The sequence below is a fragment of the Sphingobacterium sp. CZ-2 genome, assembly GCF_004526235.1.
Taxonomy (GTDB): domain Bacteria; phylum Bacteroidota; class Bacteroidia; order Sphingobacteriales; family Sphingobacteriaceae; genus Sphingobacterium; species Sphingobacterium tenebrionis.
In genome coordinates, this window is the sequence record NZ_CP038159.1 from 1,091,966 (window position 1) to 1,108,361 (window position 16,396).

General features: G+C 35.1%; 18 protein-coding genes, 2 tRNA genes and 1 pseudogene. 9 read left to right on the forward strand and 12 right to left on the reverse strand.

Features of this window, described 5'->3' with window-relative positions:
- Window positions 1–367: 367 nt before the first annotated feature.
- From E3D81_RS04960 to E3D81_RS04985, 6 genes are all read right to left on the reverse strand, one after another.
- A complete protein-coding gene (locus E3D81_RS04960) occupies window positions 368–619 on the reverse strand; it encodes a transposase (protein ID WP_134776643.1) in 252 nt (83 codons plus the stop codon).
- A gap of 278 nt (window positions 620–897) precedes the next feature.
- Window positions 898–1,197 (reverse strand): hypothetical protein, encoded by a 300-nt coding sequence (locus tag E3D81_RS04965; protein ID WP_134776644.1) that lies wholly within the window; start codon window positions 1,195–1,197, stop codon window positions 898–900.
- A 111-nt stretch (window positions 1,198–1,308) separates the two neighbouring features.
- Window positions 1,309–2,817 carry a thiol-activated cytolysin family protein gene (locus E3D81_RS04970; protein WP_134776645.1) on the reverse strand — a complete coding sequence of 503 codons (1,509 nt, stop codon included), beginning with the start codon at window positions 2,815–2,817 and terminating at the stop codon, window positions 1,309–1,311.
- On the reverse strand, window positions 2,818–3,627 hold the full coding sequence (locus tag E3D81_RS04975) for a thiol-activated cytolysin family protein (RefSeq protein ID WP_167554235.1): 810 nt from the start codon (window positions 3,625–3,627) through the stop codon (window positions 2,818–2,820).
- A gap of 251 nt (window positions 3,628–3,878) precedes the next feature.
- On the reverse strand, window positions 3,879–5,003 hold the full coding sequence (locus tag E3D81_RS04980) for a thiol-activated cytolysin family protein (RefSeq protein ID WP_134776647.1): 1,125 nt from the start codon (window positions 5,001–5,003) through the stop codon (window positions 3,879–3,881).
- Between the two features lie 3 nt (window positions 5,004–5,006).
- On the reverse strand, window positions 5,007–6,077 hold the full coding sequence (locus tag E3D81_RS04985) for a hypothetical protein (protein WP_134776648.1): 1,071 nt from the start codon (window positions 6,075–6,077) through the stop codon (window positions 5,007–5,009).
- 102 nt (window positions 6,078–6,179) lie between these two features.
- On the opposite strand from E3D81_RS04985, the gene E3D81_RS04990 reads away from it, so the two are divergent.
- The 3 genes and pseudogenes from E3D81_RS04990 (at window position 6,180) to E3D81_RS17570 (ending at window position 8,394) form a co-directional block, all read left to right on the forward strand.
- Window positions 6,180–6,935, forward strand: a complete 756-nt coding sequence (locus E3D81_RS04990; RefSeq protein WP_134776649.1) for a response regulator transcription factor — start codon at window positions 6,180–6,182, stop codon at window positions 6,933–6,935.
- A gap of 456 nt (window positions 6,936–7,391) precedes the next feature.
- Window positions 7,392–7,676: pseudogene (locus tag E3D81_RS17625) on the forward strand (transposase); the annotation flags it as partial.
- Between the two features lie 85 nt (window positions 7,677–7,761).
- Window positions 7,762–8,394: an IS256 family transposase gene (locus E3D81_RS17570; protein ID WP_209023105.1), complete on the forward strand. Its 633-nt coding sequence runs from the start codon at window positions 7,762–7,764 to the stop codon at window positions 8,392–8,394.
- A gap of 138 nt (window positions 8,395–8,532) precedes the next feature.
- Here E3D81_RS17570 and E3D81_RS17630 read toward each other — a convergent pair whose 3' ends face one another.
- The 4 genes from E3D81_RS17630 to E3D81_RS05015 form a co-directional block, all read right to left on the reverse strand.
- The gene (locus E3D81_RS17630) at window positions 8,533–8,622 is read right to left on the reverse strand and encodes a hypothetical protein (RefSeq protein WP_209023130.1); all 90 of its coding nucleotides are present in this window, start codon (window positions 8,620–8,622) and stop codon (window positions 8,533–8,535) included.
- 604 nt (window positions 8,623–9,226) lie between these two features.
- A tRNA-Arg gene (locus E3D81_RS05005) sits at window positions 9,227–9,298 on the reverse strand.
- A 151-nt stretch (window positions 9,299–9,449) separates the two neighbouring features.
- Window positions 9,450–9,641: a 30S ribosomal protein S21 gene (gene rpsU / locus E3D81_RS05010; protein WP_099367180.1), complete on the reverse strand. Its 192-nt coding sequence runs from the start codon at window positions 9,639–9,641 to the stop codon at window positions 9,450–9,452.
- Between the two features lie 109 nt (window positions 9,642–9,750).
- The gene (locus E3D81_RS05015) at window positions 9,751–10,386 is read right to left on the reverse strand and encodes an HAD family hydrolase (protein WP_134776650.1); all 636 of its coding nucleotides are present in this window, start codon (window positions 10,384–10,386) and stop codon (window positions 9,751–9,753) included.
- A 263-nt stretch (window positions 10,387–10,649) separates the two neighbouring features.
- Between E3D81_RS05015 and E3D81_RS05020 the strand changes: the two genes are divergently transcribed.
- Window positions 10,650–10,723, forward strand: a tRNA-Ile gene (locus E3D81_RS05020).
- 184 nt (window positions 10,724–10,907) lie between these two features.
- The gene (locus E3D81_RS05025; RefSeq protein WP_245153285.1) at window positions 10,908–12,209 is read left to right on the forward strand and encodes a site-specific integrase; all 1,302 of its coding nucleotides are present in this window, start codon (window positions 10,908–10,910) and stop codon (window positions 12,207–12,209) included.
- Window positions 12,210–12,467: 258 nt separating this feature from the next.
- Here E3D81_RS05025 and E3D81_RS05030 read toward each other — a convergent pair whose 3' ends face one another.
- Window positions 12,468–12,674, reverse strand: a complete 207-nt coding sequence (locus E3D81_RS05030) for a hypothetical protein (protein WP_134776652.1) — start codon at window positions 12,672–12,674, stop codon at window positions 12,468–12,470.
- A gap of 296 nt (window positions 12,675–12,970) precedes the next feature.
- Entirely contained in the window at window positions 12,971–13,846 is an 876-nt protein-coding gene (locus E3D81_RS05035; RefSeq protein WP_134776653.1) for an AraC family transcriptional regulator, read from the reverse strand.
- Window positions 13,847–14,028: 182 nt separating this feature from the next.
- Here E3D81_RS05035 and E3D81_RS05040 point away from each other — a divergent pair, with 182 nt between their 5' ends.
- The 4 genes from E3D81_RS05040 (at window position 14,029) to E3D81_RS05050 (ending at window position 16,387) form a co-directional block, all read left to right on the forward strand.
- Window positions 14,029–14,835 carry an alpha/beta hydrolase gene (locus tag E3D81_RS05040; RefSeq protein WP_209023106.1) on the forward strand — a complete coding sequence of 269 codons (807 nt, stop codon included), beginning with the start codon at window positions 14,029–14,031 and terminating at the stop codon, window positions 14,833–14,835.
- 3 nt (window positions 14,836–14,838) lie between these two features.
- Window positions 14,839–15,114 carry a hypothetical protein gene (locus E3D81_RS17365; protein WP_209023107.1) on the forward strand — a complete coding sequence of 92 codons (276 nt, stop codon included), beginning with the start codon at window positions 14,839–14,841 and terminating at the stop codon, window positions 15,112–15,114.
- 24 nt (window positions 15,115–15,138) lie between these two features.
- Window positions 15,139–15,648, forward strand: a complete 510-nt coding sequence (locus E3D81_RS05045) for a cupin domain-containing protein (RefSeq protein WP_134776654.1) — start codon at window positions 15,139–15,141, stop codon at window positions 15,646–15,648.
- A 79-nt stretch (window positions 15,649–15,727) separates the two neighbouring features.
- A complete protein-coding gene (locus E3D81_RS05050) occupies window positions 15,728–16,387 on the forward strand; it encodes a carboxymuconolactone decarboxylase family protein (RefSeq protein ID WP_209023108.1) in 660 nt (219 codons plus the stop codon).
- Window positions 16,388–16,396: the final 9 nt, after the last annotated feature.

The following is a 16,396-nucleotide window of genomic DNA, read 5'->3' on the forward strand; positions in this document are numbered from 1 at the left end:
GATTAATTTTGTGATCTTTATAACTAAAAATTATTAATACGTATAATTTAAAACCTTATGTTCTTAATCATTGTTGTCCGATAAACAGGAGAATTATTTTCATTTGTTGGTCCTAATACTTTACGAGCAATTTTTTTGCTGATTTCAAAAAGCTAGCCCCCCTTCTTTCAAAGAGTGAATTTTCATATTGATTGCCATCTCTGGAATTGACCTCCCGCCAACATCCCCCCAGGTCCTCTAGGAAACGATATATATTGATATAGTTCATCAATTGATTTTTGATCAGGTATACCATATTTAAAAATGCCCATGGCCGTTTTACTCTGCTTTTTACCAATGTAATCAATAGGTTGGCCAACATAGCTGCTCAAATCTGTATTTCAATGGCATTTTCAATGTCTCCCAGGAAATACTTGATTGGAAAGTTCTGTTTTAGCTGCTTGACAAGCATCTCAATTTGCCATCTCTGTTTGTAAATCCGTGCTTTTTTCTCTGCGGACAGTTCAAAGTTATTTGATATGAACTCAAATAACCTATTTTTCATCGTCCCAGTAGACAATCCGTCGGCTACGGTGTTGATGCTGTTTGTTCTGTCCATAATAAAGCACCACTTCTTCATCTTTTAAAACAGCAGAGGGTGCATTAACCGGCAGGTCGTTTTCTTTATGGGCTTGATAGGCTGCATTATCCTTCAAGCGGGTAACATAATAGATTCCGCATTTAGAAGAGGTCTCGTATTCAGCGTAATCGCATAGCCTTTATCGAAAGTTATAATGGATCCTTTGGGTAGCGTATGAGCATCCTTTAGATAAGTATGATCATGGCGGACTGCCGCACTATAACGGATGAGACAGGGAACATTCTCGCTCACCTAAAAGATGGCATATGCCTTAATGCCTACTTTTTTCTTCCCTTGCAGGGATTACGGCAGATTCCTTTTAAAATATCCTTGAACAAGGTGATAGAAGTGGAATCAATGATATATAGACGCTTCATAACTACATCACTCAAACGGCTATCCGTAAAACTTTCCCTTTTCCGCTTATAAACATCCATATAGACCTCGACAAAAAGCTTACTGGTTCGACGCTGATTTGCTTCGGAAAACGTCCTGCACCTAACGATATAGGACAGGCCAATATTACTCAGTAAATGCAAATTACAAGAAGGTGTACCTTCAATTTCTCCACTATCCAAAGAAAGCTCTATTAATATTTGCTCTTGAACACTTTTTAATGAGTCTTATTTGCAAGAATTTAAATTGAAGGATATAGCTACTGCAAGCAAAAATTATATTTTTTTTCAAAATTATTTTATTCCAAAATAGTGACCATTTGGCGAACTGCTTATTATTTGAGATTCTGGAAGAAATGGAGAAGATTTTATTATAAGATTATATGAAGGTGCAGAATTATAATGCGGTTCAGAATCATAACGATAATCAAATGAAAAACCTGTTCTAGGAGAGCCTGTTCTAGTTCTTCCAATATATTTTGTATAAAGATATATGGGCGTTTCTGGAGGTACGATAATAGGGTTGTAACAATATTTATCTGAAAAAAATGATAATTGCATTGGATATGGAGAATCTCTTTTATTTTTCTTTAATTTTATATAGAATGGAATTATTGGCACATCAATTTTAAATACACTATTAATAGTTTGGTGAGTACCTAAAGATTTCATCTTAAAATAAATAGGTACACCAGGAGTTGTTGGAGAAAAAGAAGTTCCTTTTTTCATAATATCTAATAGTTCATCAAAAGACCCTAAGCTTTTTGTCATCTGTTCACCAGAAGCACCCATGAAAAGAAGAAATAGAGATGAATTATTAATAATTTGTCGTTCTTCGGAAGTTAACTGGCTACTTCCGTTTACTAATCCTTCCAATACTGAAAAAGTTAACTTAAAAGCTGAATGAACTTTTTCAGATTCATCATTACTTTCAATTAACAAAATCCCTTTAGAACCATATACTACGGAATTAATATAGGTAGGCCATACACCATTGAGAACTTTGAAATTTAAGTTTTCATATAACTCACCTTTCTCTGGAATATCCATATCAACAGAAAAATTCTTTTGTGTAAAAGACACAGCTATTCCTGTTTTCTTCGTTATCTTTTCGTTTATATTATTGTAGTTTTGAGTAGACTTGAAGAACAAAGCTTTAACATCGACATTAGAGCCAAAAAGACTTCTTAGTTCACTATAATAGTTATAGGCAACCATATCGTAGTTAAAAGAACTTTTAATGGTTGTGTTTAGACCATTAGATTTCATTAAATTTCCAAAAAACTCAGAAGTCGCCATTACATCTGGTACAAAATTTCCATATACCGTTTTCGATGGAAAAGATACAGATACAGATATAGGTCTGCTTTCATATTCTCCATTTCTTTCAGAAAGAGGTATAAACGAAAGATTCTCTAAAGAGTTTCCCTTAATTATAGATCCTAAGTGAAAAACATCTGTTTTACCTAACCACTCTGGAGTCATTGTAAATTCATCAGCATAACCATCCAAAGTAATACCTGGAGTAATTCCATTTTTCCAAAACGTATTGTTTTTTATATAAACAGCAGCTATTTTATCTCCAGATTTTGAGAGTAGGGCATTGGGTAATGAGCCTTTTTTTTCCCTTTTAATTTTTGCGATATCAAAGTTTCTAATATTTCCTTCTACAATTTCAATTTTGGGTAACTCTGCTTGTTTTAAATTTTGGGAATATATTTTAGGTGTATCAATTTGTTTATTACAAGATATTAGTAATACAATAGACACCAAGCCACTTATAATGGATTTATTATTTTTCATTTAGTATGTTCTGAATAGTGAATAATCATTTATTTGTCTACATTGAAAAGTTATAGGATAACCAGGGTTATCTGCAGAAAAATCACCTAACTCTGTAACGTAATTGAGAAAACTTAAATATCCATTGATTTGCGATACAGAACCCGAGTTTGGTCCTCCTGCAAGAAAAACTCTAATTGTACTATTGTTGATAATATTAATATCTGTAGAAGTAATCGTCTCAGTTGTTTTTTTAAATATTTTTTTTGTTACTTTTTCAAAAACTTTAACAATTTCTTCTTTAGTAAAATCGGATTCTATTGCAAATATTCCTTTTTGTCCGTATGATATAGAGCTTATATAAACGGGGTTATTTAAAAGCTGAGATTCTATATCTACCTCCGAAATAAGTTCATCTGCACGTGGTAATGACATATCTATTGTAAAGTTAATTAATTCAAATGTTGAAATTATTCCGTTTTTCTTCTTTATAGTTGTCAATACATTGCTTACAGAGCTTGATGATGAAGAAAATAGAGATCTTGTATTGACTTTATGACCAAAATGTTGAGAAATTTCACTATAATCATTAAAGGGGTTAGAGTAAAAACTAAAAGATGAAATATCATTACTTTTAATAGATACTCCACGTAAAACGTCTTGAACAGTTTGTCTAAACGTTGATAATCTTGGAATTGATATAATTTTACTTTGTGCACCATTAATTGATGTACTGATTCTTATTGGTAATTTATTATATCCAAAAACTAGATTAAAATTACCCTGTTGTAATATATCGTTGCCATTTAAAATAGAGCCTAAATAAACCAATTCATAGTTATTATCCTTATTGATGAATTAGAGGCTCCATTTTGTTTTAATTTAGAAGATGTTTTTTCTATATAAAACTTGTTTTTTATTATAGAAGGAGAAATAGATTCTTTACTGCAGCTAAATAGAATTACTATTGTAGCAATAATTGTGAATAAGCCTATTACTGATAATTTATTTTTTTTCATGCGAATATTTATATAAAGAGTTGTTTTTTTTTTAGAAAAAAAACAACTCTTTCTTAATTAAGATTAATTAGCAACATCTATTTTAAAAATTGTTTTGAACAAAGAGAAATCATTAAGACTTCTCATTCTAAAAGATATTGGTCCACCGTAAGATTGTGCACTAACAGCAGCTCCCGATAATATTGCTTTTTTGAAGTCATCATATCCATTTACTGTAGCAGCAAATGCCTTTCCCGGACCAAATTTCATATATATACTTATAGTAGCCTTATCTAGAATGCTTTTATGCTCAGTTGAGACATGAGCATCTACACCGACAGAAGCAATTTTTACAGCAGCTTTGAATGCTGCATTAAAATCCTCATAGGAAGCATCTGTCTCCGCAGCGAACACCCCCATTCTACCATATGTTACAGAGCTTATATAGGTCGGAGCATATGGCCCAAGTGTATTTACATCACTAACACTTATTAATTCAGTTCTTTTCGGCAGAGACATATCAACAGTGAAATTCTCTTGAGTAAACTTAATTATAACTCCTGTTTTCTTTTTTATTTTATTCCCTCCTCCGAGTACTCCAACACTTATAATTTTTTTTATATCTACATTAGCACCGAAAGTATATTTAAGTTCGTTATAATCAGTAAATTGATTTGAATTATAGGAAAAAGAGTTTATTTGTTCTACATTTCCCGCTCTAGAAATTATTTCGCCAACTCTATCTCTAGTTTCATCTAAACTAGGAAATTGAATAACCCCTGAAACTGATGGTCCTGGAATGGAAAGAGAAATCCTAATAGGTAGAGGATCATAATCTCGAATAGGAATAGCGTTAAATGAATAACTTGTGGCAATATCTTTACTTTTAAAAATTGCACCAGGATAAGTAATATCATAATTTTCGTCAGATACGGTAATATTGTCAGACTCAACAAAATATGTCTTACCCATATTATTAGTCCAAACGCTATCCCTTATTATTTTAGCAATTTTTTTTGTTGAATGGGAATTTATTTTGCTATTAGTAAGGTCAACTATTGGATTTTCGATTTTTTTAGTATTCTTAAAAATACTTAAAAGCGAATCTGTTGTAACTAGAGTATTTTCATGATGTGCTAGTTCTTTATTACACCCAATAAAGAATATACTTGAAGATAAAAGTAAAAGAGATGTTTTTAATCTTTTCATAATTTAATTATTAAAATTTATGTTATAGTCAATATTATGATTTTTATGCTTGTATGAACGTAGTTCATAATATATCGGTTCGCCTATAGATTCATTGCTAAATGTTGCAAGGTGAGAAGATTTAATAGCTAAATCGCCGAAAGAAGCAATTTTTTGAATGTTAGTATTTGATGAATCAACTTGTTCAACATCTTGATGATTATAACCAACAAAATGAAAATAAATGGTTAAGTTATTTATCTTATCTATTTCTGATTGATTAAGATTAGCTGAACCCTCTACTATCAATTTGTTAATAGTTAGTTTTACATTTTCAGGAGCATCAATTATCATATAAGCTATTTTGCCATAATACAGTCTATAAACCCGTGACATTTTATCTTCTGAAAGGCTAGAGATTGGAAAAGAATTTGAGAAATCTGAATCATCAAAGTCAGATCTTATTGAAATTGTCTCTCTACGACTATAATATAATAAGCCAGTATGGGATAATTTTTTATTATTTATTTTAAAGAGTGAAAAAAGATCTACTTTGTTTCCAAAAATTAGTCTTAAATCTTCGTATTTATGAAAAGAAAATACTACATCTTTGTGTCCATATATTTTTTCTGTGGGAATTTTATCTAAATGACTTTTAACCAACTTATCCAGTTCTTTCCAATTTCTCATTGAAAAATCTAAGGGAAGTTCCTTACTCTTACTATAAGAATTAACTATAAATCTTCCAGAAGGCATTGCAGATTGACTCAAGTAATTCTCCCAATTAAATGGAAAGGTGTTTAGTGATACAAATGAATTTATTAGAGGTTCTTTTGTAAAAGTAGCACTATAATAAAAGGGCTGATCAGAGGGGTGCCTAACTTTATAACCTATTATTTCTTTATTATCCCATAAGGTATCTAATATATAGATTCCATTAAGATTTGCTATTTTGTTAAATTCAAAATTATTATAATCTATAAAATTTTTCTTTAAACTATCTTTAATCTCAGGAATTATTGGTTCAATCTTGCTTCCTTTTGAACAACCTAAAATAATAGTTAATAACAGCAGAATAATTGGCTCAATCTTCATAAAAGGAAATTTTTATTAATCAAATATAAATATTTATTTGTTATTTATATATTTTTATAACCAAAACTATACATTTGTGTAGTGGTAATTATTTTATAAAAAATGCAGATAGACGATTTTTTAAATCAAATTAAGTTTTCCGAAAAATATGACGATAATGATTATAGAGAAATTAATCATCTTATTGAATTCACAAAATCTATAAGTTATTTGACATATCAAAGCATTTATTTGATTGACTATTATAAAAAGGGATTTTTATTTGTTTCAAATAATCCTATTTTCTTATGTGGCAAATCTCCAAGTAAAGTTCTTGAGGATGGATATTTCCATTATTTTGAAAATGTACCAGAGGACGATTTGAAAATGTTGCTTGAGATTAATGATGCTAGTCACAAATTTTATGAAAGCTTACCTAATGAGGAGAGATTAAATTACTATATATCATATAACTTTCATTTGAAACAGCCAGTTGGAAAACCTGTGCTAATAAATCATAAGCTAAAACCCTTGTTGTTAGATAAAAATCAAAATATTTGGATTGCTATTTGTTTTGTTTCAATATCATCACAGAAGAGATCTGGAAATGTTACTTTTAAAAGTCATAATTCTATAGTTCAATATAATTATGACTTTAATGATAAAAAATGGGAAGTAATAAAGTTTATTGAATTAAAGAAAAGAGAAAAAGATATTTTGCTCTATTCGGCCCAAGGATATACGATGGAACAAATTGCAGATTGGTTATTTATCTCTGTTGATACAATTAAATATTATAAAAGGTCAATTTTTAATAAGCTAAATGTTAAAAGTATATCTGAAGCACTAATTAGAGCATTGGAATTGGATATGCTTTAGGGTTTTATAAAATAATCTCTTTTTCTAACTTAGTTAGGTCCTTAAAAAAATTAATAATAAAAGTGTTTTCCAAGTTAAGATACATGTTCTTATTTTTTAATATAAAGTTATCTAATCTCTTAAGTATATAATAATAGGAATGATAGTTGAACCAAGTTAAACTATAGGAAAAGACAATATATTGGTTGTAATATCTCATTTATTAATTGTTTTAACAAGATTGAGGTTGTAAAGTAAACTGTGTCAAATAAAAAAATAAATTTTAGACACAGGACATGGAAAAAGAGAAGTTTGATTTTGAACGCTTCAAAGTGGAAGCGATGAAAGGCCCTTTACGAAAGCAAAAAAATGGGTGGTACCAAAAGAGTTTTTGCCCCAATGCTTAAACACCTTCTGGAAAGAATTCTTGAAGGAGACCTGGCCAATCATTTACAGTAGAGTAAAGCTTCAGGCGAGATTAATCGTAAAAATGGCAGGACCAAAAGGACGGTCCAGAGCCTTCAGGCCGTACATTTCGAACTGGAGAGCGGTCGTGACCGAAATGGCACATTCGAGCCCAAGATAGTCCCTAAGCGACTCTTGATGGTTAGAGAAGAACTTAAAAACAATGTTATCTCCATGTATGCAAGAGGCATGAGTACACAGAATATCTCAGGCTATGTGAAGGAGATTTACGCGATTGAAGTTTCCGCTACGGAGATCCCAAATATTATGGACAAAGTTATTCCAGCATTGAACGAATGGCGAAACCGCCATCTGGAATCTCTCTACCTCTTTGTATTTCTGGACTGCATGCATTATAATTGCCAGTATCCAAACGCGTGCGGTGTACAACATACTTGGCGTGAACAGAGATGGCCGCAAGGACCTGCTTGGTATTTATCTATCAGAAAACGAAGATTCCAAGTTCTGGCCGTCTGTATTGATGGATCTGAAACAGCGCGGCGTAGAGGATATCCTGGTCACCTGCGTTGACGGCCTGAAGGGGTACCTTGATGAGATCAAAGCATTTTATCCCAAAACTCAGGTCCAGCTCTGCATCGTTCACCAGATACGTTCGAGCCTGCGGTATGTTCCGGAGAAAGATAAAAAAGCCGTCTTTGAAGACTTAAAGCATTTCTATCAGGCAAACAATCAGGATCAGGGCTATGAAAAGCTACTGGAGTTTGATGAAGAATGGGGCAAGAAATATCCGTTATCGCTAAATGGATGGCTGGATAATTGGGGAAATCTTTCTACTTATTTCGAGTATTCACCAGATATCAGAAGATATATCTATACCACAAATGCTATTGAGGCTATGCACCGTCAGATTAGAAAAGTGACCAAAACGAAAGGTGCATTTACATCTGGCCAGGCACTCTTGAAGTTGGTTTACCTCACGGTTAAAGAAATTTCAAAAAAAATTGACCATGCCAATTCGAAACTGGGGATTGACAATGCAACAATTACATATTAAATTTGGAGAAAGGATTAAAGCCTTCGGCAACTCGCGTTCGAGGCTTACGACCTCTGATCACGAACTCTAAAAGGAGTGATGTGACACAGTTCAGTTAACACTATCAAAGTCCAGGTGAAGAAATTCATTTTGACTTTTTTAAAATTTTTTCAAGGCTTGCTTCACCTCATTCCATGATTTTCCTGAAATTGGATTTGCTTTGTAATCTTCTAAACGCTGATTTAAAATTCTTTTATGTTCTACGGTTAATACTTAGTTTTCTGTTTCTTCAGATGTAATAATTGCATCAATAATAAGAAGTATTATTGCATCTGCATGATCGATTAACTCATGGATTTTTTTTGATATCTAACGTATTATCCATAGTAATCAGTTTTCTTATATTCAAAGTTATAAAGGAATTCTTTTAATCAACACTATTAACCTCTTTTAAGTACTGTCAAAACTTGAAATACTCGTAAATCTATTATTGTTGTCTTATAAGTTGCCTTCCCAGTGAAACTAAGGTGAAAGCATACTGAAAGTATGTAAAATGTATACCAAGCATACTATTTACATACTTTTACATTAGGATTACCATTTTTTCATAAAGAACTTAACCATAATCCAGTTAAAACACTTTTAAACCCAGATTTGAATTTAATTTACATTAATATAAGAGTAAAAAAAGGAGAATTTAATTAATAAATTTTCAACGGTCTAGCAGTTCTAATTGAAAAAAAATAAAGAAAATAGGGATAATACAATTAAAATATAAAAAGTATAAGCGAGCATATATTACAACTTCACCTTTTAACAGAAAAAGAGGTGAAAGATCACCTCTTTTTTAGAGTGCCCGCGGCGGGGGTCGAACCCACATCGTCAGAACCGGAATCTGATATTCTATCCATTGAACTACGCAGGCGGCAGGCCAAAAATACTACTTTTTGGGAGCTTTCAATCAATTTCTTTTCGAAAAAGTAAGTGGTTAAAAGAGAAATTAATTAAGCGGCTCATTTTCAAAACAAAACGAGCTATCTTTTTGGGATAGCTCGTTCTATATGTTTGTACAATAATTAACCGTTGTCTTGGTTTAAAGATTGTTTGTAGATCGCCTTCTTAACTTGGGTACGACGAGTGATCGATTTCTTCTCGAAAGCTTGACGGGAGCGTAGTTCTCTTAACACACCAGTTTTCTCGAATTTCTTCTTGAAACGCTTCAATGCTCTATCTAGAGATTCTCCTTCTTTTACATTTACAATAATCATAGCTTTTAATATACCTCCTTTCGTCGTAATTTTCTTGGTCTGCAAAGGTATCGAAATCAATTGGATTCCACAAGATTTATTTTAGTAAATGAAAGGAACTTTATTAATATTATTTTAATAAGCCAAACTCTTCAACAATAGCTTCCAATGGATGCTCTTTCGTACACAGGGCCGTATGAATGCCCAATTGTTTTGCTCCTTCAAGATGTTGGGGGCTATCATCCACAAAAAGGGTTTCCGATGGCTTGAGGTTGTTTTCTTTAAGCACTAATTCGAAGATCGCAAGATCAGGCTTTCTCAATCCGGCTAAATGGGAATAATAGGTCTTTTCAAAAAACTGCTCATTGTCCTCTACGCCGTATACTTCCTTGATATGGTTCATGCAATAAGTATAATGGATCTCATTGTTATTGCTCAAGAGAAACATTCTGTAACGTTCGTTCAGTTCCTCCATAATTTCATGTTTACCTTCAGGAACGCCAATTAGCAAGGAATTCCAGGCATGATCGATCTGTTCATCGGTTAGATCGGGTTTATTGGCTTTTTCTCTTACACCATTTCGGAATTCAGCAGCCGTAATCTCTCCCCTATCAAAACTATCAAATAGGGAGTCTTGCCCGTGGTGTGCAAAAAAATCATCGACATGTTGAATGCCCAAATCGATAAAGGCCTGACGAACACGCGGAAAGTCGATCATGAATATCACATTTCCATAATCCAGAATTACATTTTTGATATTTTGCATCTAAAAAATTTTGTTTTCTCGTCTCAAATATCGATAATTGCATCGTCAAAAGGCAGGAATAAATGCTGAAATTTTGATGAAATAAAAAAGCTCCTATAGCTCAGTTGGTTAGAGTAGAAGACTCATAATCTCGTGGGCTAAGGCAGTGAAAAAGAGTTTTTTAGTACTGAAAACCTCTCCTAACGGTAGAGGAAATTTCAGAAAGTATAAAACTCAAAAAATTTGAGCATTTTTGTCAAGTTTTGACAAATAAAATAACATAAGCGCCTATAGCTCAGTTGGTTAGAGTAGGAGACTCATAATCTCTTGGTCACAGGTTCGAGCCCTGTTGGGCGCACTAAAAGCCGTTTCAGAAGAAATTTTGAAGCGGTTTTTTTTTTATTTCTTTGAGCCGATTTCGTCGGCGAGACGGTCACGGGTAAATCGCCCCTACGACTGGTTTTACATAGTTTTTTGTTGAACTTCACGCAAAACCGTAACAAATAGGTAACGGAAATTTTTGCGTGCTAATTGAAAAAATTATGGCAACCGTAAGCGCAAAGGTTTATGAACACCACAAGAAAGCAGATGGAACTTACAATGTAAAAATTTGTGTCCATCACAAAAGTGAAAGAAAGTTTATTGACACCAATCACTTTGTTGTCAAAAAGCAACTGACCAAGGATTTTAAGATCAAAGATCCTTTTGTTGCAGACAAGGTCGAACAACAGCTAAGGGATTATCGAAAGATGATTAGCGACCTCGACGACCGACTTGATTATTTTACAGCCACATCACTGCGGGATTACCTGCGTGATAAGGACGAGGACATCGACTTTATTAAGTTTTGTACTCAACACATCGAACGCCTAAAGAAAGAGGGACGCGGTGGATCGGCCAAAAATCAATCGGTAATCCGTAACAGTCTTGTCGATTATTTTAAACGGCCATCCGTTTCCATTAAAGAGGTTAACTCCAATATGCTAATGGCCTATGAGCGTTATCTACGGACAGAACGAACAATGACACGCTACAATCAAGACAACAACCCAGTTGTCACAACCGAAAAAGGATTGTCTGATAGCGGGCTGCACAATCACATGAGGGATTTAAGAACATTATTTAATGCCGCACGAGAAGTTTATAATAATGAAGACCTCGGTATTTACCGCATCAAACACTATCCATTCAAGAAATATAAGGTTGGTTCCCCACCCCTCACCAAAAAAAGGAATAATACACTTGAACAAGTGTTGATTATTCGGGATTGTGTTACTAAACCCGGAAGCCGTGCAGAATTGGCTAAGGAACTTTATATGCTTTCGTTCTATCTCTGCGGAATGAATGCCGTAGACCTGTATCAAATAACGGAACGTGACATTAGAAACGGACGTTTAGATTATAACCGTTCTAAGACAGAGGGTAAACGTAAAGATAATGCTTTTATCAGCATTAAAATTGTCGATGAAGCCAAGACTTTATTAGAAAAATATTTGGGGAAATTGCGTGATCGCTATTCAACTGCTAATGCCCTTAATTGGGCATTATGCAAAGGGATGGAACAGTTACGCAAATTGACAGGAATACCCGAACTAACTTTGTATTGGGCAAGGCACACTTTTGCGAATACGGCTCGTAACGATTGCCGAATGAGCAAGGACGACGTAGCTCTTGCACTCAACCACGTTGACGAGGGCAACCGTACAACAGATATTTACATTGCCAAAGATTGGAAGATTGTGGATGATGTGCAACGAAAAGTCATTTCACAACTTCGTAAAGTCGAAGTCAAAGTGATGAAGAAAAGACAAAAGGAAAACGAAACAGAAAAAATCGCTGCCTAATATAAGAGAATGAATTACATGGGGAAAATTATTCCCATGTAATTCATTTTAAGTATTTAAACACGTAAATTTGAATACCGATGAAAAATGTAATTTGGTTCTTTATTACCTGCATTATTGCAACGGTAGGGTTCTTTGCAGCCTTATCGATGAAAACTCCGTGGATAGGATTTGCCGTCGCTTTTGGTATATGGTTCATATTTTTATGGACTACAACGAAGCCGAGAAGACGTCGGCGTTAATATTTCGGGTGGCATTCTATTTCACCACCCAATTGTTTTCCTTTCTGATATTCTCCACACCATTATTATCTAACCATGCTTTGAAAGCGTGCTCGTTATCAGGAGTAAACTTTACAATATCCCCATTATTCAACATTAGTGTGAAATCTTTAAGAATACATATATACTTAGAAACTTCCGAAGCGGGATATTCAAAATTAGGGAAATATGTTGCGGCTTCCATATTAAAAGAGTTGATTTTAAACCATCATGTCGCCGCTATTAAAAAAGCGCAGGCAACAACTTACCGTACTGTGGTCTTAGGAAACCGGCAACCAATAAGTGCGCCCACGCCAAAGCATGAGCGTTCTACACTTATCATCCCGGTTGCATTGAAAGTTCCTAAGTTTCAGTACAGGACTTAAAGCAAAAACGCTTCAAGAATATCTTTATACAAAGATAATGATTATACTAATAGAAATTCAAAAGTAAAAAAGGTGAATAAATTACATGAACCTAATATTATAGAAAAAAGTGTCATTAGGACTTATTCATCTTTTGACGATATTCCGTAGGTGACACCCCTAAATTTCGCTGTACATATCTGCTGAAATAGGATATAGACGAAAAATTCATTTTTTCAGCAATGTCGGTCAACGTAAGTTCTTTGTTTTTTAGTAAACGGGCTATTTCCGTGATTGTAAACCTGTTTATCCAAAACAACGCCGATTGACCACTAACTTTTTTACAGATTTCCGAAAGGTGCTTGGGTGTAACAAATAATTTTGAGGCGTAGTAAGCAACCTCGCGATTTTCTATGTATTCCCCGCTTTCCACTAAAGCAAGGAAACGCCGTAAAAGGTGGGCATTAGGGTCGGTGGTAGTATATTCTTCATTGATCCGTACATGAATGTCAAACAGGTCGAGTACAAACGCTTCAACCAAACATCCCAATAGCTCTTGGTAGAAATGGTGGGATTTGTCTTCAAACCTACTTTTTAAATTGCGAAGATTGTTGTCGCAAATGGCTTTGTCACGTTCAGATAAGTTCAGAACAGGATTTTGCAACAACAATAAATTTCCCTTTATACCATAATTATTATTCGGAGAGTTCCTACGGAGGAATTTATTGGAAATATAAAGTACCGTTGCTTGAAAATCATTTGAAAGATGGATATGGGAAACCAATTTGCCATGTGTCCAAATAATGAAATTTCCGGCTTTAATTTTAAACGTCTTGTTTGACATCTGAAATTTTCCTTTGCCACGGTAGCAAAGAATATGGATACAGTATTCCTTAAATCTATCCGACCCTATTTCATCAAAATTTTCCGAAAAGACGATGTCTTCTTCCGCAAACCCAAAAACATTTTTGGTTTGCTCATCCTCAAAATTTGTAAATACTTCGCTTTCCATTTTTCCTACAATATTGGTCTACAAATATAAATAAATCAATAATAAACAGTAGAAAGACAAGAATATGCTATACAACAAATTGGCAATCCTCTTGGAAAAATGTGAAAATAAATCCGATTTCTGTGTAACAGTTAAAAGAAGTAGTCATTGTAATTTTGCATTAGAATAAAAATTACAAGAAAATGAAAGTAAAAATCAAATTGAAATTAGCCATAGCTATGTCATTTATAATGGCAACCGGCTATGTTTCTGCCCAAAATAAAGAGAAAACCCCAATAACCATTCAGGCACAGGGAAGTTTTATGGCAGGAGGCACTACTTTGGAAACTGCCGGAACGTTCAAATTTTCGGATTTTTTAAATCCCTCGGGACAAATGGCATACGTTGACCATGCCTATGCTTTCTATCAAATCCCCGCAAATGGGAAGAAACTGCCACTGGTCTTTCTACATGGAGGTGGACAGACAGGAAAAACATGGGAAACAACACCTGATGGACGTGAGGGATTTCAGAACATATTCCTCCGAAAAGGATACAGTGTCTATATCGTTGACCAGCCACGCCGTGGTCGGGCGGGTTCTGCCGGAGGGACAGTGGCACTTAAACCCCATTATCTGGATAAGGCACTTTTCTCTCTATTCCGTATTGGAAATTACCCGAACCTATTTCCGGGAAGCCAGTTCCCAAAAGATGCCGAAAGTCTAAATCAGATTATGAGGTGGGCAACCCCGGATACTGGCCCCTATGACGATAAAGTAACCAGCGATGCAATGGCTGCCGTGTTAGATAAGTCGGGTGCTGCCATTCTCGTAACACATTCCCGTGGTGGCTATCCCGGTTGGCTTACAGCGTTGAAAACTGAAAATGTTAAAGCCATCGTATCTTTTGAGCCGGGCGGTTCCGCATTCGTTTTCCCGGAGGGTGAAGTTCCCGAACCCGTACCCACCGCTTATGGGTTTTTGAAAGGCGACACCGTACCACTTAGCTAGTTTATGAAATACACGAAATTCCCTATTGTGATTTACTATGGTGACTTTTTAGCCGACAAACCAACAGACCATATCGGGCAGGACCAATGGCGGGGCGAGATGCAGATGGCACGTGCCTTTGCAGAGATAGTAAACCGTCACGGCGGTGACGCACAGGTGGTGCATTTGCCGGAAATAGGTATCAAAGGAAATACACACTTTCCGATGTCTGACTTGAACAATGTCGAGATTGCAGATTTGATGGCAAAATGGTTAAAAGAAAAAGGATTAGATAAATAACAAGGTAAATAAAAGCAGTTGGATATGAAAACGATTTTAAAATCAGTATTAGCAAGATTATTTATCAGCCTAACGGTATTCTTAACAGCATGTAATAACACTAAAAATCAAGAACAAATGGAAACAGGAGTGCCAACAATCAGCAGCTTTCCCACGGGAGAAGAAAACAAGGAATTTGGAAAATATTTTTCCGGTAGGACATGGCTTGCACGACTTACCACCAATAAAGACCTGAACGTACCTATAAGCAATGTAACGTTTGAGCCGGGCTGCCGCAACAATTGGCACAGCCATTCCGGCGGACAAATCCTAATTGTTGTCGGTGGTTCAGGCTACTATCAGGAACGTGGCAAACCTGCACGCCGTTTAAGCGAGGGCGACGTTGTAGAAATCGCACCGGACGTAGAGCATTGGCATGGAGCTTCGCCCGATAGCTGGTTTTCGCACCTCGGTATAGGATGCAATCCGCAAACCAACAAGGACACATGGTTAGAGCCTGTGACCGATGAAGAATATAATGAGGCAGTAAAGTAATTTAACACGAAAGACTATGTACAAAAACAAGTTACTGAATTGGATTTTGTTTTTTGCCATAATCCTAAATGTCAAACAAATGAATGCACAAAGTAAAACCGACACGTTGGATGCACGACATCAAAGTATTGTAGCCGTTTCTGCTCTTACTGCAACTGGTGATTTAGAGAACCTGAAAATCCAGTTGAATAACGGGCTGGATGCGGGGCTAACCATAAACGAGATTAAAGAGGCTTTGGTACAGTTGTACGCCTATTGCGGTTTTCCGAGAAGCCTTAACGGTATCAGCACGTTTATGCAGGTCTTGGAAGAAAGAAAGACAAAGGGCATTACCGATTTAACGGGCAGGGATGCGACACCCTTAACTGATAGTACGGATAAATACGAACGTGGAAGAAAAACACTCGAAGCATTGAGCAAAACGCCACAGGCAAAACCCGCACCGGGTTTCGGAGAGTTTGCCCCACGTATTGATGCCTTTCTGAAAGAACACCTGTTCGCCGATATTTTCGATAGTGATGTGCTTTCTTACCAGCAAAGGGAACTGGTAACCATTTCTGCGCTTTCAGCGATGCCCGGCGTAGAAGCGCAGTTAAAATCCCATATCGCAATGGGTACGAATACCGGAATTACGGAAAAGCAGACGGTACAGATTTTTGATTTGATAGAAAAACATATCGGCAAGCAACAAGCTGATAAGGCAAGAAGAGCATTAACAAAGTCTAATTCCGATAACTAATAAAATATC